The following is a 20,194-nucleotide window of genomic DNA, read 5'->3' as shown; positions in this document are numbered from 1 at the left end:
ACTCGCACGTGAAGAATCCTAGCTCCGGCGGCGCTCCGCGGCACATCGCGGTGATCATGGACGGCAACGGTCGCTGGGCCGCGGCCCGCGCGTTGCCCCGAACCGCCGGTCATGGCATGGGCGTGCGTACGGTCAAACAGATCGTCGAAGCTTGTGCTCAGCGCGGCATCGAAGCGCTCACGCTGTTCGCGTTCTCGAGCGAGAACTGGCAGCGGCCGCGCGAAGAAGTGTCGGTGCTGATGAACAAGTTCCTGGAGGCGCTCGATCAGGAGATCGAAGGCCTGCACAAGAACGGGCTGCGTGTGCGCTTCATCGGCAATCTGTCGCAGCTGTCCACGGCGCTGCGTGAACGGATGGAAGCGGCCATGCGCCTGACCGCCGGCAACAAGGGCATGGCGCTGGTCATCGCGGTCGCCTACGGCGGCCGGTGGGACATCGCCCACGCCGCCCGGGAACTTGCCCGTCGCTGTGCTGCCGGAGAGATAGGGAGCGAGGCCATCGACGAGGCCGCGCTCGACGCGCACCTGGCCCTGGCCGGGCTGCCGGATCCCGATCTGCTCATCCGTACCGGGGGAGAACAGCGCATCAGCAACTTTCTGCTGTGGAATCTGGCCTACACCGAGCTGTACTTCTGCGACACGCTCTGGCCGGATTTCGGCGCTAAGGAGCTGGACGCGGCGATCGAGCATTTCTCGCGCCGGCAGCGCCGTTTCGGCCTGACGCCGAGCCAGGCGGGGGCGCGCTGATGCTTCGGCAGCGGGTGATCACGGCGCTGATCCTGGCTCCTTGTGTCATCTTCGTCATTCTCTGGGTTCCCCATCCGATCACGGTCGCCGTGCTGGCGCTGCTGGTGGCGGCGGGGGCCTGGGAATGGTCGGCCTTTCCCGGCTTCACCCATACTTCGACCCGGCTGGCCTATGTCGCCTTCATTGCGGCATGCCTGGGGCTGGCCTGGTATGTCGGCGTCGATAGCGCCCCCTCCAGTCTGTTGTTACATGCCTCGCTCGCCTGGTGGGTGCTGGCTTTGCTGTGGATCGGGTTCGCGCCGGCCAGCGTGAATCGCGCCACCGCCGCGGTCGCCGGCCTGTTCGCACTGGTGCCGGTCTGGCTGGCGTTGGTCCGCTTGCATGCGCAAGGACCGCAGTTGATGTTGTTCCTTCTGCTGCTGGTGGTGGCCGCCGATATAGGCGCATATTTCGCCGGGCGCGCCCTCGGCAAGCACAAGCTGGCGCCGCGGGTCAGCCCGGGGAAGACCTGGGAAGGTGTGGGCGGCGGCCTGGTGGCGGCGGCATTGATGGCCGCGTTCGGTGTCTGGTGGTTCAACATGGACACGGTGCCTTTCATGGCGTTGTGCATCGTGGTCGCGATCGCCTCGGTGGTCGGCGACCTGACCGAGAGCATGTTCAAACGTCACGCGGGCCTGAAAGACAGCGGCAATCTGCTCCCCGGCCATGGCGGCGTGCTCGATCGCGTCGACAGCGTGACTGCCGCCGCGCCGGTGTTCCTGATCGGTCTGGAACGGCTGGGGCTGCTGCGATGAGCGCCGCCCGCATGAAGGTCGCGGTGCTGGGCTCGACCGGCAGCATCGGCCTGAGCACGCTCGACGTGCTGGCCCGTCATCCCGATCGTTTCGAAGTGTTCGCGCTCACCGCCCACAGCAATATCGCGCGGCTGCGTGAGCAGTGCCTTGCCCATCGTCCGCAATTTGCGGTGGTGGTCGATGCCGCCGCGGCGGCGAAATTCACCTCGGAATTACAGGCCTCGGGCTGCACGACTCGCGTATTGGTCGGTGAAGCCGCGCTGAGCGAAGTTGCCGCTCATGAGCAGGTCGACGCCGTGATGGCGGCGATCGTCGGGGCCGCCGGCCTGCGTTCCAGTCTGGCCGCCGCCCGCGCCGGCAAGCGGATCATGCTTGCGAACAAGGAAGCGCTGGTGATGTCCGGGCCTTTGTTCATGCAGGCGGTCCGCGACGGAGGGGCGACGTTGCTGCCCGTGGATAGCGAGCACAACGCGGTGTTCCAGTGCATGAGCGGACCCGGTGCGACTCAGGCCGGAGTGACGCGTTCCGATGTGAGGCGAGTGTTGCTGACCGCCTCAGGCGGTCCGTTTCTGCGCACCCCGGCGAGCGCATTGGTGGCGGTGACGCCGGAACAAGCGTGCAAGCATCCGCGCTGGGTGATGGGGCGCAAGATTTCCGTGGATTCGGCCACGCTGATGAACAAGGGACTGGAACTGATCGAGGCCTGTCTGCTGTTTGCCTTGCCGCCGGCGCAGGTCGAAGTGGTCGTGCATCCCCAGAGCATCGTGCACTCGCTGGTCGAATACATCGACGGCTCGATGCTGGCGCAGTTGGGGAATCCCGACATGCGCACCCCGATCGCCCACGCGCTCGGCTGGCCGGAGCGCATCGCCTCCGGTGTAGAATCGCTGGATATTTTGCGGGCCGCGCGGCTCGATTTCGAAGCGCCCGACGCGACCCGCTTTCCGTGCCTGCGGCTGGCGCGCTCGGCGGCGGAGGCGGGCGGTACCGCTCCGGCGGTATTGAACGCAGCGAACGAAGTTGCTGTCGAAGCTTTCTTACAGCGCCGGTTGTCATTCCTGGAGATTCCGGAAGTGATCGAGCGCGTGCTGGCGCGTCACCCGACGCTGCCGGCAAGTTCGCTCGATGACGTGTTGAGCGCGGATGACTGGGCACGCCGTGAGGCGCAAGCGGCGCTGACGGCGGCCGCGGGAGTGTGTGCATGATTACACCGACCAATCCCCTGGAATGGCTGATCTCGGCCATCGGGTTCGTCATTGCCATCGGCATCCTGGTCTCGGTGCACGAGTTCGGCCACTACTGGGTGGCGCGCCGGCTCGGCATCAAGGTGCTGCGCTTCTCGATCGGTTTCGGCAAGCCGCTGTGGCAGCGGACCGGTAAGGACGCGGACCAGGTCGAATACGTGATCGCGGCCATTCCGCTCGGCGGCTATGTGAAGTTGCTCGATGAGCGCGAAGGCGACGTGCCGGCCCACGAGCTGCCGCGTGCCTTCACTCGCCAGCCGGTGTGGAAGCGCATTGCCGTGCTGCTCGCCGGCCCGGTGTTCAACCTGATTTTCGCGGTGTTTCTGTATTGGGTGCTGTTCACCGCGGGCGTGCCGGCGCCGCGCTCCATCGTCGGTGAAATCACGCCGAATTCAATCGCCGCGAACGCCGGCCTGCGCTACGAAGATCACATCGTCCAGGTCGCCGGTAAGCCCACCGACACGTGGGAAGATGCCACACTCGGCATCATTCAGGACCTCACCGACGACGGCACGATTCACATGCGAGTGCGCGGTGTGGATGGCAGCGAGCGGGATCTGGAGCTGGTGACCGGCAATCGCAGCCGCGAACTCACGCAGCCCGACGCGCTGTTGCCGGGCCTGGGCTTCGATATCTGGCAGCCTCGCGTGCCGGCAGTGGTCGCGACCGTGATGGATAACACCGCCGCCTCGCGCGCCGGCATCAAGAAGGGCGACGAGATCCTGCAGATCGACGACCATCCCATCGAAGACTTCAGTCAGCTGGTCGCACAGGTGAAGCCCAATCCGGGCCGCGCGGTCACGCTGCAGATCCGCCGGGATGGTCAAGTCATTACGGTGCCGCTCACTATCGGCGAGAGCGACGCGGGCGGTAAGCGCATCGGGCTGATCGGCATCGGGCCGGAGAACAAGCCCATCAAGACCGGTCGCACCGTCGAGGACATGGTGGCGCTGCAGAAGTACGGGGTGATCGGCTCCATCGGCCACGCCGCTGCGAAGACCTGGGACACCTCGGTGTTCACGTTGCGCATCGTGGGCCGCATCGTCACCGGCAATGTGTCGCTGAAGGCGATTTCCGGTCCGATCAGCATCGCCGAGACCACCGGGTTCGCGATCCGGCAGGGCTGGCGCTTTTTCCTGAGCACCCTGGCGCTGATCAGCATCAGCCTGGGCGTGCTGAACCTGCTGCCGATTCCGATCCTGGACGGCGGCCAGATCGTGTATCAGCTCGCGGAACTGGTGAAGGGCCGGCCGGTCTCAGAACGTGCACAGCAGCTCGGGCAGAGTATCGGTATCGCGATGTTGATCCTGATGATGACGCTGGCCTTCTACAACGACATCGTGCGACACCTGAACTGAGCCTTCCCTGATGCATATGATGCAAGACCAGGGCGCGGCGGCAGCGCATTCCAAGAATATAGGGGCATAGGGCTGATGCGGTTGAAGTCCATCATCCACGCGACGCTTGCGGTCGCAGCGGCAGGCGCTTTGCCAGGCATTTGGCAGAGTGAGGCCGTGGCGCAGGCGCAGAGCGCCGCGTCCCAAGCGAGCTTCACGGTCGGCGATATTCGTATCGAAGGCCTGCAGCGTATTTCCGAAGGCACGGTTTATAACTATCTGCCGGTGAACATCGGCGACCAGATCGACGAGCGCCGCGTTCAGGAAGCGCTGCGCGCGATGTACAACACCGGCTTCTTCAAGGATGTCGAGATCCGCCGCGACGGCGGCACGCTGGTGATCGCGGTGCTGGAACGTCCCTCGATCGAAAGCTTCGAGATCAAGGGCAACAAGGACATCAAGACCGAGGACCTGCAGAAGTCGTTGCGTAACGTGGGACTGGCGACCGGCAAGACCTTCGATCAATCGGTGCTGGACGAGGTCAAGCAGTACCTCACCGATCAATATTTCTCTCGCGGCAAGTACGCGGTGCGCGTCGACGCCAAGGTCGAGGAAGTGCCGGGAAACAAGGTCAAGCTGACCATCGACGTGAACGAGGGCAAGCGCGCCCGCATCCGCCAGATCAACATCGCCGGCAACAACGCGTTCACCGACGAAGATCTGCGCGAGGAGTTCGAGCTGAACACGCCGAACTGGCTGTCCTGGTACAAGCAGGACGATCGTTACTCGCGCGAGTCGTTGTCGGGCGATCTGGAAAAGCTGCGCTCGTACTACATGGACCGCGGCTACGCGAATTTCCATGTGACCTCCACGCAGGTCGCGATCGCGCCCGAGAAGGACGATATTTTCGTCACGGTCAACGTCGACGAAGGCGAGGTCTTCAAGATCTCCGAGATCAAGATGGCCGGCAACATGGTGGTGCCGGAGTCCGAGCTGCGCCGCCTGATTTTCCTGAAGCCCGGCGACACCTATTCGCTGCGGCAGATCACCGCGACTCAAGAGGCGATGAAGCTGCGCCTCGGCATCGACGGCTACGCGTTCGCGACCGTCGATCCGGTGCCGACGCCTAACAACGAGACCAAAGAAATCTCGCTGACGTTCGTGGTCGATCCGAAGAATCGCGTGTACGTGCGTCGTGTGAATTTCAACGGCACCTCGGGCGTGAACGACGAAGTGTTCCGTCGCGAAATGCGTCAGTTCGAAGGCGCGTATCTGTCGAACGCGGCGGTGGAGCGCTCCAAGCAGCGTATTCAGCGTCTGCCGTTCATTCAGAAGGTCGAGGTGGAAACCAATCAGGTGCCGGGCGCGGCCGACCTGGTGGACGTCGATTTCCAGATCGAGGAGGGCCTGCCCGGTCAGTTCGGCGGCGGTATCGGCTACTCCGAGTCGCAGTCCATCATCCTGAACGGCAACTTCGTGCACTCCAACTTCATGGGCACGGGCAACCGTATCGCCATGGAGATCAACTCGGGCCGGTATGCGAAGGCGTTCAGCTTCTCGCACACCGACCGCTACACGACCATCGACGAAGTGCAGCGAACGATTTCGGCGGGCTATCGCGACGTTACTCAGTTCACGTCGGCGACCTCGGACTTCGATACCACGACGATCACGCTCGGCATCAACTACGACTGGCCGATCACCGAATATCAGTACCTCGGCGTGGGTCTGTCGGCGCAGCGTGCCGAGCTGGTGACCAGCCAGGGCGGCAGCGCCGAGCAGGCGACCGACTGGGTGCGGTCGAACGGCAATTCACGCACTCGCTGCGTAGATGTCTACGGTGACGGCGTCTGCGCTCCGGGCGTCAGCCTGGGCGACTACTACCTCTACAGCAGCGACTTCGACACGCTGGAGCTGAACCTCGGCTGGCGTTATGACTCGCGTAACCGCGCCATCTTCGCCGACCGCGGCGCGCGTCATCGTTTCAACATCGGTTACACGGTGCCGGGCAGCGACGTCGAGTTCTGGACCGCGTCCTACGATTACCTGCAATTCGTGCCGATCTGGCGCAGCCTGACGCTGATGTTCAACGTCGAGCTGGCCTATGGCGAAGCGCTGGGCGATACCACCGCGTTGCCGCCGTACCGGCAGTACTTCGGCGGCGGCCCGGATTCGGTGCGCGGCTTCCGCGAGAGCCGGCTGGGTCCGAAAGACAACTTCGGCCGCCCCTACGGCGGTAATATCAAGACCATCGCCCAGACCGAACTGCTGCTGCCGATGCCGGAAAAGTGGCGTAACAGCGCCCGCTTCAGCCTGTTCTACGACATCGGTAACATATTCTCGAACCAGAAGGTCAAGTTCTTCGGTCCGGACCAGACGACTGAAGTGGATTACGGGTTCAGTTATAGTGAGCTCCGCGCTTCCGCCGGTCTGGCCGTGCAGTGGCTGGCCCCGCTGGGTGTGTTCCGCTTCAGCTACGCGGTGCCGCTCAAGAAGGTCAGCGGCGACACGAATGACCGCTATGGCGACGAGACGGAAGGTTTCCAGTTCTCGATCGGCCAGGCGTTCTGACAGCGCGGTTCGATTCCTAGATCCTATTACGATAATTGGGACAATTTTTCCGAGGTTGGATATGGCACGTTTGAGCATTCCTGCTTTTCTGCTGGCCCCGCTGGCGCTGTCGGTCGCGTTGTTCGCGCCGGTCGCCGGTGCCCAGACGCAGCTGAAGATCGCCGTGGTCAACGTGCCGCGGCTGCTGGAAGAGGCCCCGCAGGCGAAAGGCGCCATGCAGGCCCTGCAGGACGAATTCTCGCCGCGTCAGCGCGAAATGGCCGCTCAGCAGAAAGATCTGAAGGCCAAGGAAGAGAAGCTGTCGCGTGACGGTGCCGTGATGGCCGAGAACGAGCGTCGCAACTCCGAGAAGGAGCTGCGCGAAGGTCAGCGCGATCTGGCTCGCAAGCAGAACGAATACGTCGAAGACCTGAACGTGCGCCGTAACGAGGAGCTGGGCAAGTTGCAGAAGGCGTTGCTGCAGGAAGTGCAGACCTACGCCCGCGCGTCCGGTTACGACCTGGTGGTGGGCGACGGCGTGCTGTTCGTCAACGAATCGCTCGACATCACTCCGCAGGTGCTGACCGCGTTGCAGGCTCGCGCCAAGACCGGTGCCGGCGTGAAGCCGGCGACCCCGCCCGCGAAGCCCGCGACTCCGCCGGCCAAGCAGTAAGTCATGAGCGCGCCAATCCATCCTGGGTTGCGCCGCTGAGCCGGGCGACGGCGATGTCCGCGCAGCCCGGCCTCAGCCTGGGCGAGCTCGCCGTCCGCTTTGGCTGCATCCTCAAAGGTGATCCAGACCTGCGCGTGTCGCGGGTCGCTGCGCTGGAGAGCGCGGACGCCTCGTCCGTGGCGTTCCTAGCCAACCCGCGCTATCGCCGCTATTTGCAGCAGACGCAGGCGGGCGTGGTCGTGCTCGAGCCCAAGCTGGCCGACGCCTGTCCGGTGAACGCGCTGCTCGCGAAGAATCCGTATGCGACGTATGCGCGCATCGCGACGTTGTTATATCCGCCGCCGGCCGCGCCGCCGGGACGTCATGCCAGTGCGGTGATCGATGCTTCCGCGCAGATCGATGCGAGCGCGTCGATCGGTCCGCACGCTGTCATCGGCGCGAGAGTGAAGGTCGGTGCACGCTCGGTGATCGGACCGGGCTGCGTCGTCATGGACGATGTGACGATCGGCGCCGATACGCGACTCACTGCGAATGTGACTTTGTGCGCCGGGGTGATCATCGGCGATCGTTGTCTGCTTCAGCCGAGCGTAGTGATTGGCGCCGATGGCTTCGGTCTCGCGCCGGATCAAGGCGAGTGGTTGAAGGTGCCGCAGGTGGGCACGGTGCGCATCGGTAACGACGTCGAGATCGGCGCCAGTACCACCATCGACCGCGGCGCCATCGAGGACACCGTGATCGGCAACGGCGTGAAGATGGATAATCAGATTCAGATCGGCCACAACGTGCGCATCGGCGATCACACCGCCATCGCCGGCTGTGCCGGTATTTCCGGCAGCGCCGTCATCGGCAAACGGTGCATGATCGGCGGCATGGTCGGCATCGCCGGACACCTGACGATCTGCGACGACGTGGTGCTGACCGGCAAATCCTTCGTGAACAGCAGTATCCGGAAACCGGGCTACTACTCGAGCGGGATACCGGTCGACGAAACGACCCGTTTCCGCAAGAATGCCGCCCGTTTCCATCACCTGGACGAGTTCGTCCGGGAAGTCCGTCGGGAGCGGGGCGCCGCCGACCCGGCCGGCGACGCCGATGAAACCGATTAGACGATTGGGGAATAACAAGGCTTCAGATGACCGATAGCACCCAGACTGCCAGCGACGTGTTGACCCAGTCCATCGATATGGATATTCACGAAGTCATGCGCCGCCTGCCGCATCGCTATCCGTTCCTGCTGGTGGACCGGGTGCTCGAATGCGTTTCCGGCAAGCACATCCGGGCGCTCAAGAACGTCACCATCAACGAGCCGTTCTTTCCCGGCCACTTTCCGCACCGGCCGGTGTTTCCAGGCGTGATCATTCTCGAAGCGCTGGCCCAGACCGCCGGCATCCTGGCGTTCGTGACCGCCGGCGTGTACCCGGACGAGCACCGTCAGCTGTACTTCGTCGGCATCGACAAGGCGCGCTTTCGCAAGCCGGTGGAGCCGGGCGATCAGCTGATTCTGAAGGCGACGCTGGAGCGCTCGATCCGCGGCATCTGGAAGTTCTCCACGATCGCCGAGGTCAACGGCGAGGAGGCGTGCAGCGCCGAGATGATGGTTGCCCCTGGCGAAACGCGTAAGTAATCAGAGTTGCCAAGATGGCTATTCATCCCACAGCGCTGATCGATCCCAGCGCGCAGCTCGCGCCGGATGTGCAAGTTGGCGCGTACACCGTCATCGGTGCCGGCGTCGTCATCGGCGCAGGCACCTGGATCGGTCCGCACGTCGTTGTCGACGGCCCGACCACGATCGGCAGCGACAACAAGATTTTTCAGTTCGCCTCGATCGGCGCGGCTCCGCAGGATCTGAAATACAACAATGAGCCGACGCGGCTCGAGATCGGCGACCGGAACACGTTCCGCGAGAACACCACCATCAATCGCGGCACCACCAAGGATCAGCTGGTCACGCGCATCGGCAGCGACAATCTGTTCATGACCGGCTCGCACGTCGGGCACGACTGCGTGATCGGCTCGCACTGTGTGCTGGCGAATTACGGCACGCTCGGCGGTCACGTGATCATCGGCGACTGGGTGCACATGGGCGGCTTCGCCGGCATTCATCAGTTCTGTCAGGTCGGCGCGCATGCGTTCATCGCGAACAACACCGCGGTGACGCGCGACGTGCCGCCGTTCGTGATGGCGGTGGGGCGTCCCGCTGAGCCGCACAGCGTGAATTCGGAAGGGCTGAAGCGTCGCGGCTACTCGCCCGAGCAGATCAGAAACATTCGCGATGCCTATCGCATCCTGTATCGCTCGCAGCTGAAGCTGATCGAAGCGACCGAACAGATCGAGGAGCGCGCCAAGACTCAGCCCGAGCTGCAGCCGCTGATCGATTTCCTCAACGACTCCACGCCGCGCCGCGAGCGGGTTGGCATCGTCAGGTAGCAAAAATAAGTGGCTAGTTCTGACGCCGCACCACTAATCGTCCTGGTCGCCGGCGAGGCATCGGGCGATAACCTCGGTGCCCAATTAATCACAGCGCTGCGCCAGCGCATTCCGCAGGCCCGCTTCGCTGGCATCGCCGGCTCGCGCATGGTTGCCGCGGGCTGCGAGGCCTGGGAGCGCATGGAAAATCTGTCGGTGATGGGGCTGTTCGAAATCCTTCCCCATCTGCCGCGGCTGCTCAAGATCCGGCGACAGTTGGTCGACCGCGTGCTGGCCGAACGGCCGGCGGTGTATGTCGGCGTCGACGCGAAGGAATTCAATCTGCGCATCGCGCCGCGCTTCAAAGATGCGGGCATTCCCACGGTTCAATACGTCAGTCCGCAGGTCTGGGCCTGGCGGCAAGGGCGCGTGAACACGATTGGCCGAGCCGTCGACCTGGTGCTGTGTCTGCTGCCGTTCGAGAAACCGTTTTACGACACGCATTCCGTGCACGCGGAATTCGTCGGCCATCCGCTTGCCGACGTCGTGCCCATGCAGCTGAGCGCCGAGACGGCGCGTTATCAGTTGGCCCTGCCGGAGAAAGGTCAGTACGTCGCGGTACTGCCCGGCAGCCGGCAAGGCGAGGTGTCGCGGCTCAGTCCGGACTTCACGCAAACCATGGCGTGGCTGCTTCATGAGCGGCCGCAGTTGCGTTTCATCGCGGCGCTGGCCAACGAGCCGGCGCGCAGAATTTTCGAGGAAGCGCTGGAACGGGCCGCTCTCGGCAACCCGGCGCTGCTTGACCGGGTCACGCTGATCAACGGCCATGCGCAGACGGTGATGGCAGCCAGCGACGTCGTGCTGCTCGCCTCGGGCACCGCGACCCTGGAAGCGACCCTGGTGAAGCGCCCGATGGTGGTTGCGTACCGTTTAGGGATGCTGACAAGTTTTTTGCTCAAGCATTTGAAACTCTTCAAGGCGCCGTTCTTCTCGCAGCCCAATCTGCTGGCGGGCCGGGAGCTGGTGCCGGAATTCTTCAATGCCGACGTGCGCGCCGAGGTGCTCGGTCCCGCGGTGCTTCAACAATTGGAACGTGCCGATCGCGCCTCGCTCGTGCAAACTTTCACCTCGATCCACGAAACCCTCCGGCGCGACGCCAGCGCGCGTGCGGCGGACGCGATCGTGGACTTGTTGGTGAAGCGACGCTTGTCGGTGTAGAAACGATGGCAGCATCTCAGCGGGCATCTCAACGGACGATGGCCTTGCCGTTGCAGGCGCCTGGGCTGGTCGCCGGCGTCGACGAGGCAGGGCGCGGGCCGCTGGCGGGACCGGTGGTCGCCGCCGCGGTCATTCTCGATCCGCGCCGTCGTATCCGGGGCATCAAAGATTCCAAGCAGCTCGAAGCCGAAGAGCGCGAAGAACTCGCGATCAAGATTCGTGGCGCAGCGTTGTCCTGGGCGGTCGCCTGGGCCGATGTCGAAGAAATCGATTGCCACAACATCCTGCAGGCCACGCACCTGGCGATGCGCCGCGCATTGATCGGTTTGCACATCCAGCCGGGTCACGTGCAGATCGATGGCAATCTGTGCTGCTCGTTCATCGACCTGCCGATGAAGTGCAGCTACGAAGCCATCATCGATGGCGACGCGCTCAAGACCTGTATCGGTGCGGCGTCGATTCTCGCCAAGACGACGCGCGATCGGATGATGGTCGAGCTGGATGCGCTCTATCCCGAATACGGCTTTGCTTCTCACAAGGGCTACAGCACGCCGCAACACTACAAGGCGCTGAAGCGTCACGGTCCGACGCCGATCCATCGCCGTAGCTTCGAGCCGGTGCGGCTCGCCGCTGAGCGGCGCCTGTCGCTCGCCGACATGGGCGAGATGATGCCCGATGTTTCCGAGTCTTCCCTGGCGGTCGGGCTGTAAGCGGTGTCTGCGTTCGTCCATCTTCATCTGCACACCGAGTACTCGCTGGTCGACAGCGTGGTGCGCATCACCAGCGAAGGCGAGGGCATCCCTGGCCTGATGGATTCGGTCGCGGCCGCGAAGATGCCGTCGGTGGCGCTCACCGATCAGAGCAATCTGTTCGCGATGGTGAAGTTCTACAAGGCGGCGCAGTCCGCCGGCGTGAAGCCCATCATCGGCGTCGATCTGCGTATCTACGAAGCCGGCGAGCGCGCCGAGCCGTCGTCGCTGGTGCTGCTGTGTCAGAACGCGGTCGGTTATAACAATCTCTCGAAGCTGGTCAGCAAGTCTTATCTGGAAGGCCAGAAAAAAGGCGTGGCCACGGTCGATCGCAGCTGGCTGAATCCCGAAGATCTGAAAGGACTGATCGCGCTGTCCGGTGCGCGCGAAGGCGATATCGGTCGCGCTATCCTCAATGGCCGCAGCGATGAGGCCAATAACGCGCTGGACTTCTGGCTGAGCCTGTTCGGCGATCGTTTCTATCTCGAATTGCAACGTACCGGTCGCGAGGGCGATGAGCGCCACGTGCAAGGTGCGTTGGATCTCGCCGTCGAGCGCGGCATCCCAGTCGTTGCCACCAACGACGTGCGCTTCATCCGCCGCGAGGATTTTGAATCGCACGAAGCGCGTGTTTGTATTCACGAAGGCGTGTTGCTCGGCGACGCGAAGCGGCCCCGTCGCTACTCCGAGCAGCAATATCTTAAGTCGCCGAAGGAAATGGCCGACCTGTTCAAGGACGTGCCCGAGGCGCTCGAGAACACCGTCGAGATCGCGCGTCGCTGCAGCCTGGAGCTGAAGCTCGGCAAGAGCGTGCTGCCGAAGTTTCCCACCCCGGGCGACATGCCGGTCGACGACTTCCTGCGCGAGCAGTCGCGCAACGGGTTGACGCAACGACTGATTCAGCTCAAAGCGTCGCCGGTGAAGGGTCGCGAAATCACCGATCAGGAATACTGGGACCGACTCGAGATCGAGCTGGGTGTCATCATCCAGATGGGCTTCCCCGGCTACTTCCTGATCGTCGCGGACTTCATCAAATGGGCGAAGGAGAACGGCGTGCCGGTCGGACCGGGCCGCGGCTCCGGTGCAGGCTCGCTGGTGGCGTTCTGTCTCGGCATCACCGACATCGATCCGCTGCGCTATGACTTGCTGTTCGAGCGCTTCCTGAATCCCGAGCGCGTCTCCATGCCCGACTTCGACGTCGACTTCTGCATGGACGGTCGCGACCGCGTCATCGATTACGTAGCGCGTCACTACGGTCGCGAGCGCGTTTCGCAGATCATCACTTACGGCACCATGGCGGCGAAGGCCGTGGTGCGCGACGTGGCGCGCGTGTTCGGTCAGAGCTATGGCTTCGCCGACTCCATCGCCAAGCTGATTCCGTTCGAGCTCGGCATCACCCTGAAAGACGCGCTCGCTAAGGAAGAAGAGCTGCGGCGTCGGTATCAGAACGAAGAAGAGACCCGCGCCATTCTGGATATGGCGATGTCGCTCGAAGGCCTGGTGCGTAACGCCGGCATGCACGCCGGTGGCGTGGTCATCTCGCCGTCCGTGCTCACGGACTTCTCGCCCTTGTTCTGCGACGAGAACGGTCAGAGTGTGGTGACGCAGTTCGACAAGGACGACGTCGAACAGGCCGGCCTGGTGAAATTCGACTTCCTGGGCTTGCGCACGCTCACCATCATCGATTGGGCGCTGAAGGTCATCAATGCTCAACGCGCACAGAAGGGCGAGCCGCCGCTGGACATCAACGCGTTGCCGATGGATGACGCCGCGACGTTCGACCTGCTGAAGCGTTACGAGACCACCGCGGTGTTCCAGCTGGAATCCCGCGGCATGAAAGATCTGATCCGCCGCCTGCAGCCGGACTGCTTCGAAGATATCGTCGCGCTCGTGGCGCTGTTCCGTCCCGGTCCGCTCGAGTCGGGCATGGTGGACGACTTCATCGCGCGCAAACGCGGTACCACGACGGGTCCCATCGATTATCTGCATCCCGACCTGAAGCCGGTGCTCGCGCCGACTTACGGCGTCATCTTGTATCAAGAGCAAGTGATGCAGATCGCGCAGGTGCTCGCCGGTTATTCGCTCGGCGGCGCCGACTTGCTTCGTCGCGCGATGGGTAAAAAGAAGCCCGAGGAAATGGCCAAGCAACGGACCATTTTCGTCACGGGCGCCACCGGGCGCGGTGTCGATCAGGCGCAAGCCGAGCACATCTTCGACCTGATGGAGAAGTTCGCCGGTTACGGCTTCAACAAGTCGCACTCGGCCGCGTACGCGCTGCTGACGTATCAAACCGCGTGGTTGAAGGCGCACTATCCGGCGGCGTTCATGGCGGCGGTGTTGTCGTCCGATATGGACAAGACCGACAAGGTCGTGACGCTCATCGACGAAGCGCGTCGCATGAAGCTGAAGGTCGAGCCGCCGGATGTGAATTTCTCGCAGTTCATGTTCACCGTGTCGGGCGAACGGACGATTCGTTACGGCCTGGGTGCGATCAAAGGCGTCGGCCAGAACGTGGTCGAGGAGCTGGTCGAGCAAAGAGACAAAGAGCCGTATCGCGATCTGGCGGACATGTGCCGGCGCAGCGATGCGAATCGAATGAATCGTCGCGTGCTGGAAGCGTTGATCCGCTCCGGTGCGGTCGATTCGCTCGGTGCCAATCGCGCGACGCTGATGCATTCGCTGCCCTCGGCGATGCAGCTCGCCGATCAAACCATTCGCGCGCGTGCGGTCGGTCAGGACGACATGTTCGGCTTGATGGACACGAGCGCGGCGGCGCCGCCGCAGGTTGTCACAGAGGTGCTGCCGGACTGGAGCCGGCGCGTGCGCCTCGACGGCGAGCGCGACACTCTCGGTTTGTATCTCACCGGCCATCCCTTCGAAGAGTTCGAGGCGGAGGTCAAGCCCATCACCAGCGGTCGTATCGTCGATCTGACCAGCGACCGGCCGGCGCCGGCTCAGGAAGGCAGCTTCCAGCAGTTCAAGGGCAAGCCGGTGACGGTGGGCGGCATGGTGTTCGACGTCGGCAAGCGCGGCCAGCGGGTGATCTTCACGCTCGACGACCGCAGCGGCCGCATGGAAGCGTCGATGTTCGAAGACCAGTGGCAGCAGTACCGCACGGTGATCGCCAAGAGCGCCATCGTGATCGTCGAAGGTCAGCTGCGGTATGACGAGTACATCGAGGGCTGGCGTCTCAACGCCAAGAAGGTCAAGGATATCGATCAGGCCCGCGAGGAATACGCCAAGCGCCTGGCGATCCGTTGGCCGCCGGGGCTGGATGCGGCGGGCCAACGCGGCTTTCTCAAACAACTCGAACAGACGCTGCGCCCGTTCCGCGGCGGCCGCTGTGCAGTCGCGGTTTATTACACCGGTTCCGCTGCGCGAGCCGAGCTCGTACTTTCTCAAGAGTGGCAGATCAAACCGACGCGCGAAGTGACGGAACGATTGTCCCAGCTGTGCGGACATGATGGCTTCAAGCTGATTTACGGCCCGCCGGCCGGCGGCAGTCGAGGCGGTGAGTAGTTAGTCATTGGCGATTGGCTGTCGGTCGGAGATGATGTCTCCAACGAATTTCCAATCGCTCACCTCCGTGCCTCCCCAGCGACTCTTCGTCCTCATCGCCGGCAATTTCTTCGTCGCCACCAGCTTTCTGAGCGTCGGCGGCCTGCTCAACGATATTTCCGCGTCGTTGCAGATTCCTATTCATCAGGCCGGCCTGCTGATCGCCGCCTTCGGCATCGCCGCCGCCGTCTGCGCGCCGACGCTGGCTACCCTGGGCTCCCGCATCGATCGACGTAAGCTGCTCACCGGCTCGATGGCGATTGGCTCGCTCGCGAATCTCCTGGCCGCGCTCAGCCAGACCTACGATCATTTGATGCTGGCTCGCGTGCTCGCGGCCGTGACCTCCGCTGTTTATACGCCTCAGGTAGCCGCGACGCTGACCATGCTCACGCCTGAGAAGGAGCGGGCGCCGGTGCTTGCCAAACTGATGGTCGGCTGGTCGGTCGGTGCCGTGCTCGGCAATCCCATTTCCGTGTTGATCGCGTCGCTGTCGTCGTGGCGCATGTCATTTGCATTCATCGGCGTGGCGAGCGCCGTCATTGCGATCTTCATCTGGCGCTCGTTGCCTTCGAATGTGATGGTGCCGCCGCTCAACTGGGTTCGCTGGTTTCAGGTGCTGCGCTCACCGGCGCTGCGCTGGCTGACGGCGGCTACCGGACTCGCCAATGTCGGCAGTGCCGTCATGATGAGTTATATCGCGCCCATCGTTAAAGAAGTGCAGGGGATCGCCGGTCCTTCGCTGGCCTTGCTCTTGTTTACTGCGGGCGGCGGCGCGTTGCTCGGTAATTTGCTGAGCGTTCGTATGGTACGGCGGTTCGGTGCGACCCTCGTTGCTTATCGCTGTAACATTTCTTCGGCGACCATGTTGCTGTTGTGGCCGCTGTTCTCTTTCTGGTTCGCGACCATCTATGTCGCGCAGTTTCTATGGAGCTTTGGCAGCTCCGGCTTTCCCGCCGTACAACAGGCGCGACTGGCTGCCGTCGCACCCATGCTCGCTGCCGCTACGATTGCGCTCAATTCGTCCGTGACCTATTTCGGTATGGCGGTCGGTGCGAGCATCGGCTCGACCGCGTGGACGCTGGTGCCGGCGCGCTTCATGTCGTGGGTTGGGTTTGTGTTCGTGCTTGCCGCGCTGGCATGCTCCGTGCTCGGCGAACGCGCCGCGCAACGGGAAGTTATGGGATGACGCCTAGACAGTACGATCTCTTTCTCACGGGAATGCAGAAGTTCGCGATCGGGGCGCCGTTGCTGGTGCTGATCATATTTCCAGTGTTCTTCTTGACGGTGTTCAACGAAGCGGGCCCGCCGGACGCACCGTTTTTTCGATTCGTGCCGCTGCTGTTCCTGATCGTCTTCCTTGGAATCTACGCCGCCACGACCCTGCGACTGCCTTACCGGATCTCTGTCACCCGCGATCGGCAACTGGTGTTCAAGTCGGTGCTGAAAACTCAGACGGTGCGCGTTTCCGAGCTGCTGTCGATCCAGCCGAAGAACCTCAACGTGCAAGCCGGCATCTCCGGCTACGAGCTCGAACACCGCAACGGCAAGATCCGCTTCCCCGGCCAGTTCACCGATCAATATCTATTGTTGTACGAACTGAAACAGGCGAATCCGGCGCTGAAGACGAAGGGATGCTGACCGGAGCGCTTGTTCGGCTGAGGAGCAGTGGATGAACTCTTTGCGGTTCCAGGTGCTGTGGACCGACTCTGACACCATGCTGAGTCTCGCGGTGACAGTGAGTGGGTCGACACACAGCACCTATCACGAAACTTATCTCTATCCGGAGACCCTGACGAAATTTGCCGCTGCGCTCGAGAATTTCCCATGGAACGGCGCGACCGAGGCATCGTTGGAATCCGGCGCGAAGGATCCGCAGTACCATGACTATCTGCGCCTGCGCGTTTTCCTGATCAAGCCGACCGGGCAGTCGGCCTTGGAGGTCGAGTCGGAGGTGCGCGGGGCGGCCCCGCTTCGCGCCGAAGCGCATTTCTATGTTCGTGGGCTGCCGATGGATTTCAATCGCGTCGGCGCTGCGATCAACGCCTGGCTGACTGATACGAGTGCACCTCTTCGGGTCGAATGGGAAGATAGCTGGGAATGATTAGGATGATCAGATTTTTAATAGCCGCGTTGCTGGTCTGCTTCGCGCTACCGAGTCACGCGGAGTGGCGAGAGCGGAGGGCGGCGTTGGGGGAGATGTATCGGGTGGGGGAGTTCCGCATCTTCTTCTCGCGTTCGGGAGAGGATGCTTTGCCGAATGGCGAGGATGCGAATCGTAACGGCACGCCGGACTATGTCGAGCGCATCGCGCGTGAATTGGTGAGCGCGCGGGAGATGTACGAGGAGCAGCTTCGCCTCGCATCCCCGATGGCCAGCGCGCGGTATCGGAATCAGGTCGAGTTCATCGATGTGAATTTGCTGAGTTTCCCCTTGAGTCCGGGCGGGCCGAAACATGGGGTTGCGTATGACGAACTCTCGTCGTTTGCTCGCAAGCAGGACGGCGGAAGAAAGGTGCGGGTGTTGGTGATCGATATCTCCAACAGCGTGCCGGCCAACAATGCCACGGCGGCCCACGAGCTGTTTCATCTCTATCAAAACGGCTACACGTTCTTCAAAAACCGCTGGTACACCGAGGGCACCGCGCGTTGGGTCGAGCAATTGAATAAAGCGGGCGCGGGGCGCTTGCCGAAGTCGCCGGAAGAGGTCCAGGCGTTGTTCCGACAAACGTATGACGCCGCTCCGTTCTGGCGGCGGCTGGCGACGCAGCTGGATCCCGGTGGCGGCAGTTTTCTCAAAGCCTTCCTCGAAGAGCTGGACCGCAGCGATGGCGCAGCGAACCCCGGTGGCAAGTGGCGAGAAGCGGATCAAATGAGTGGCGCCAATGACATTTACCTGTGGCGCGCCTTGCGGAGTACGCTCAATCAGCCGGAATTTGTACCGCGGTGGGATCAAGACATTCGGGATCTGATGGCGATCGAACCATGATGGCCTGATGTAGCCCGGAAACGCACGATCGGGGATGAGACAAATGAGCAGACTCGTGGTGTGGCTCGCAGCCGCGATGGCAACGCAGGTGCAAGCGGACACGCTCGCGGGCGTGTGGCGCTTCCAGAAAGAAATAAACACCACGCTCAACGGTGCGCCCGTCGACATCCCCGGCCCGGCGTATGAAGGGCTGTTGATCTATACAACCGACGGTTACGTCTCTGTGAATCTCATGCCCAAGGGCAGAGCGTGGCGGGTCGACAGCGCCATGTTGAGCGAGCTGCGACAAACCGTCGGCGAGGGTTCTTCCACGGGTTATGCCGGTCGCTATGAAGTCGACGTCGCCACCGGAACGGTGACGCACATTCCTTCCGTCAGTCTGGATCCGGCCGATGAAGGACGCCGGCTTGCGCGAAGTTACGTTCTGGAAGGGGACACGCTCAAACTTTCGGGGAAATGGACTCACGAAGGTAGAGAGTTGGTATTCACGGCGGTCTGGCGCCGTGAGCGTTGACGAAAATCACCTGACACCGGTGGCACGAATGGAATTTCTGAGAACGTCCGTCAAAGACGCTCCAGGAAGTGGTTCGTATGCATGGACGCGTCAACGACGTCGAACAGCAAACAGAAAAAAATCAGCGGCGTTGACGACATCCATCTATGGCTCGCCCTGCGAAATACGCACAATCAGCACTCGGGCGTTCGATGGCGACTGAATTATGACAATGCCTCGGAGCCCGCAGGACAGGGAATGACCGCCGCGCAGCGGGTCTGACCCAGAGATTTCGGGTGTCGATAGGGAGCGGGCATGTTTTTTCCATCTTCCGGGGCCAGTCCGGGGCGCGTCTCGCGCTATTGGTTGATCGTCGCGGCCAGTCTGGCGTTGCCGCCGGTATCCAACGCGTGTGTTTGTCAACCGGCGCCGAAAATCGATCCCGCCAAGGTGAAGAAGTCGGTCGAGTGGCTGCTGACCAATCGCACCAACGTATTGCGAGTCCGCGCGCTCCGGCGCGTGAGCGACAAGGATTTCTCGTTCGAGTTTGCGGTGATCGAATCCTGGAAGGGCGACTACAAGCCCGGCGACGCCATCGTTGCCTCATCGATCGCCTTCGTCGATTGTCGCGAGGCGGTCTCGATCGGCGACGACCTGGTGGTCAGCTTCAATGAGCTCGACAAGGCGAACTTCGCCAAGGATACCTGTCCCGATCGTTTTCAGGAGCGACGGCGCGAACTGGAAGCGGAGTATTTGAAAAAGCTGTCGCCCAAATATCGCTCGCCCGACGCCGCCGGATGACGTTTACTGCTTGGGTCAAAGCGAAAGGAGCTCGCGATGATGCAACGACAGGATCTCTCAGCGGGCATTTTCACGATCAGTGACGTCCTGACCCCGGACGAATGTCAGGAGCAGATCGCGTTCGCGGAGCGACAGGGATTCGAGGTCGCCACCATCACCGCGCGCGATGGGCCGCTGCTGAACACGGAAGTTCGCGACAACGATCGGGTGATCGTGGATGACATGGAGATGGCGACGCGCATCTGGAAGCGCGTCGGTAAGTTTGTGCCGCGAAGGAGCTATGGCCGACAGGTGCGGGGATTGAATGAGCGGCTACGCTACTACCGTTACATGCCCGGGCAACGATTTAGCTGGCACTTCGATGGGGCGTTTACCAGGGACAACGGCGAGCAGAGCCTGTTGACCTTCATGATTTATCTCAACGATGGCTATGAAGGCGGCGACACCCGCTTCGAATCCGTCTCGGTGGCGGGCAAGCGGGGCATGGCGTTATTGTTCGAGCATGAGCTCGGTCACGAGGGCAGTCTGCTGATCGCGGGCGTCAAATACGTGCTGCGATCCGATGTGATCTACGGCCCTCTGAAGCCGGTTCGCCTGGGATAGTCCGTGCCCGCGCGCGGCGAGCTGAGCCGCCGCGCGC

Annotated in this window: 19 protein-coding genes; all 19 read left to right on the top strand. The window is 62.7% G+C overall.

The window, feature by feature from the left end:
- The first annotated feature begins 8 nt into the window (after positions 1–8).
- The 19 genes from uppS (at position 9) to ACFPN2_RS24150 (ending at position 20,157) form a co-directional block, all read left to right on the top strand.
- The gene (gene uppS / locus ACFPN2_RS24240) at positions 9–746 is read left to right on the top strand and encodes a polyprenyl diphosphate synthase (RefSeq protein WP_380602827.1); all 738 of its coding nucleotides are present in this window, start codon (positions 9–11) and stop codon (positions 744–746) included.
- A complete protein-coding gene (locus ACFPN2_RS24235) occupies positions 746–1,540 on the top strand; it encodes a phosphatidate cytidylyltransferase (RefSeq protein ID WP_380601400.1) in 795 nt (264 codons plus the stop codon). The genes uppS and ACFPN2_RS24235 overlap by 1 nt, the downstream gene beginning before the upstream one ends.
- Positions 1,537–2,745, top strand: coding sequence for a 1-deoxy-D-xylulose-5-phosphate reductoisomerase (gene ispC / locus ACFPN2_RS24230; protein ID WP_380601398.1), 1,209 nt, complete (start codon positions 1,537–1,539; stop codon positions 2,743–2,745). The genes ACFPN2_RS24235 and ispC overlap by 4 nt, the downstream gene beginning before the upstream one ends.
- The gene (gene rseP, locus ACFPN2_RS24225; protein WP_380601396.1) at positions 2,742–4,142 is read left to right on the top strand and encodes an RIP metalloprotease RseP; all 1,401 of its coding nucleotides are present in this window, start codon (positions 2,742–2,744) and stop codon (positions 4,140–4,142) included. The genes ispC and rseP overlap by 4 nt, the downstream gene beginning before the upstream one ends.
- A 75-nt stretch (positions 4,143–4,217) precedes the next feature.
- Entirely contained in the window at positions 4,218–6,692 is a 2,475-nt protein-coding gene (gene bamA, locus ACFPN2_RS24220) for an outer membrane protein assembly factor BamA (protein ID WP_380601394.1), read from the top strand.
- Positions 6,693–6,753: 61 nt separating this feature from the next.
- Positions 6,754–7,344, top strand: a complete 591-nt coding sequence (locus ACFPN2_RS24215; protein ID WP_380601392.1) for an OmpH/Skp family outer membrane protein — start codon at positions 6,754–6,756, stop codon at positions 7,342–7,344.
- Positions 7,345–7,397: 53 nt separating this feature from the next.
- On the top strand, positions 7,398–8,450 hold the full coding sequence (gene lpxD, locus ACFPN2_RS24210) for a UDP-3-O-(3-hydroxymyristoyl)glucosamine N-acyltransferase (RefSeq protein WP_380601390.1): 1,053 nt from the start codon (positions 7,398–7,400) through the stop codon (positions 8,448–8,450).
- 26 nt (positions 8,451–8,476) lie between these two features.
- Positions 8,477–8,968: a 3-hydroxyacyl-ACP dehydratase FabZ gene (fabZ, locus tag ACFPN2_RS24205; RefSeq protein ID WP_380601388.1), complete on the top strand. Its 492-nt coding sequence runs from the start codon at positions 8,477–8,479 to the stop codon at positions 8,966–8,968.
- A 14-nt stretch (positions 8,969–8,982) separates the two neighbouring features.
- A complete protein-coding gene (lpxA, locus tag ACFPN2_RS24200; protein WP_380601386.1) occupies positions 8,983–9,771 on the top strand; it encodes an acyl-ACP--UDP-N-acetylglucosamine O-acyltransferase in 789 nt (262 codons plus the stop codon).
- A gap of 9 nt (positions 9,772–9,780) precedes the next feature.
- On the top strand, positions 9,781–10,968 hold the full coding sequence (gene lpxB, locus ACFPN2_RS24195) for a lipid-A-disaccharide synthase (protein ID WP_380601384.1): 1,188 nt from the start codon (positions 9,781–9,783) through the stop codon (positions 10,966–10,968).
- 5 nt (positions 10,969–10,973) lie between these two features.
- Entirely contained in the window at positions 10,974–11,678 is a 705-nt protein-coding gene (gene rnhB / locus ACFPN2_RS24190; RefSeq protein WP_380601382.1) for a ribonuclease HII, read from the top strand.
- 3 nt (positions 11,679–11,681) lie between these two features.
- Positions 11,682–15,236, top strand: a complete 3,555-nt coding sequence (dnaE, locus tag ACFPN2_RS24185) for a DNA polymerase III subunit alpha (protein ID WP_380601380.1) — start codon at positions 11,682–11,684, stop codon at positions 15,234–15,236.
- Positions 15,237–15,267: 31 nt separating this feature from the next.
- The gene (locus ACFPN2_RS24180; RefSeq protein ID WP_380601378.1) at positions 15,268–16,461 is read left to right on the top strand and encodes an MFS transporter; all 1,194 of its coding nucleotides are present in this window, start codon (positions 15,268–15,270) and stop codon (positions 16,459–16,461) included.
- Complete coding sequence (locus ACFPN2_RS24175) at positions 16,458–16,913, top strand: hypothetical protein (RefSeq protein WP_380601376.1); 456 nt, start codon at positions 16,458–16,460, stop codon at positions 16,911–16,913. Before ACFPN2_RS24180 ends, ACFPN2_RS24175 begins: the two co-directional genes overlap by 4 nt.
- A gap of 31 nt (positions 16,914–16,944) precedes the next feature.
- Positions 16,945–17,376, top strand: coding sequence for a hypothetical protein (locus tag ACFPN2_RS24170; RefSeq protein WP_380601374.1), 432 nt, complete (start codon positions 16,945–16,947; stop codon positions 17,374–17,376).
- A gap of 5 nt (positions 17,377–17,381) precedes the next feature.
- Positions 17,382–18,260, top strand: coding sequence for a hypothetical protein (locus ACFPN2_RS24165; RefSeq protein WP_380601372.1), 879 nt, complete (start codon positions 17,382–17,384; stop codon positions 18,258–18,260).
- A 43-nt stretch (positions 18,261–18,303) separates the two neighbouring features.
- Positions 18,304–18,774, top strand: a complete 471-nt coding sequence (locus ACFPN2_RS24160; RefSeq protein WP_380601371.1) for a lipocalin-like domain-containing protein — start codon at positions 18,304–18,306, stop codon at positions 18,772–18,774.
- Between the two features lie 294 nt (positions 18,775–19,068).
- Positions 19,069–19,554, top strand: coding sequence for a hypothetical protein (locus ACFPN2_RS24155; RefSeq protein WP_380601369.1), 486 nt, complete (start codon positions 19,069–19,071; stop codon positions 19,552–19,554).
- A gap of 36 nt (positions 19,555–19,590) precedes the next feature.
- The gene (locus tag ACFPN2_RS24150) at positions 19,591–20,157 is read left to right on the top strand and encodes a 2OG-Fe(II) oxygenase (RefSeq protein ID WP_380601367.1); all 567 of its coding nucleotides are present in this window, start codon (positions 19,591–19,593) and stop codon (positions 20,155–20,157) included.
- The last annotated feature ends 37 nt before the right edge of the window (positions 20,158–20,194 follow it).

This window comes from Steroidobacter flavus (genome assembly GCF_042651805.1).
Classification (GTDB): Bacteria; Pseudomonadota; Gammaproteobacteria; order Steroidobacterales; family Steroidobacteraceae; genus Steroidobacter; species Steroidobacter flavus.
This window is presented reverse-complemented; position numbering and strand designations above follow the sequence as displayed.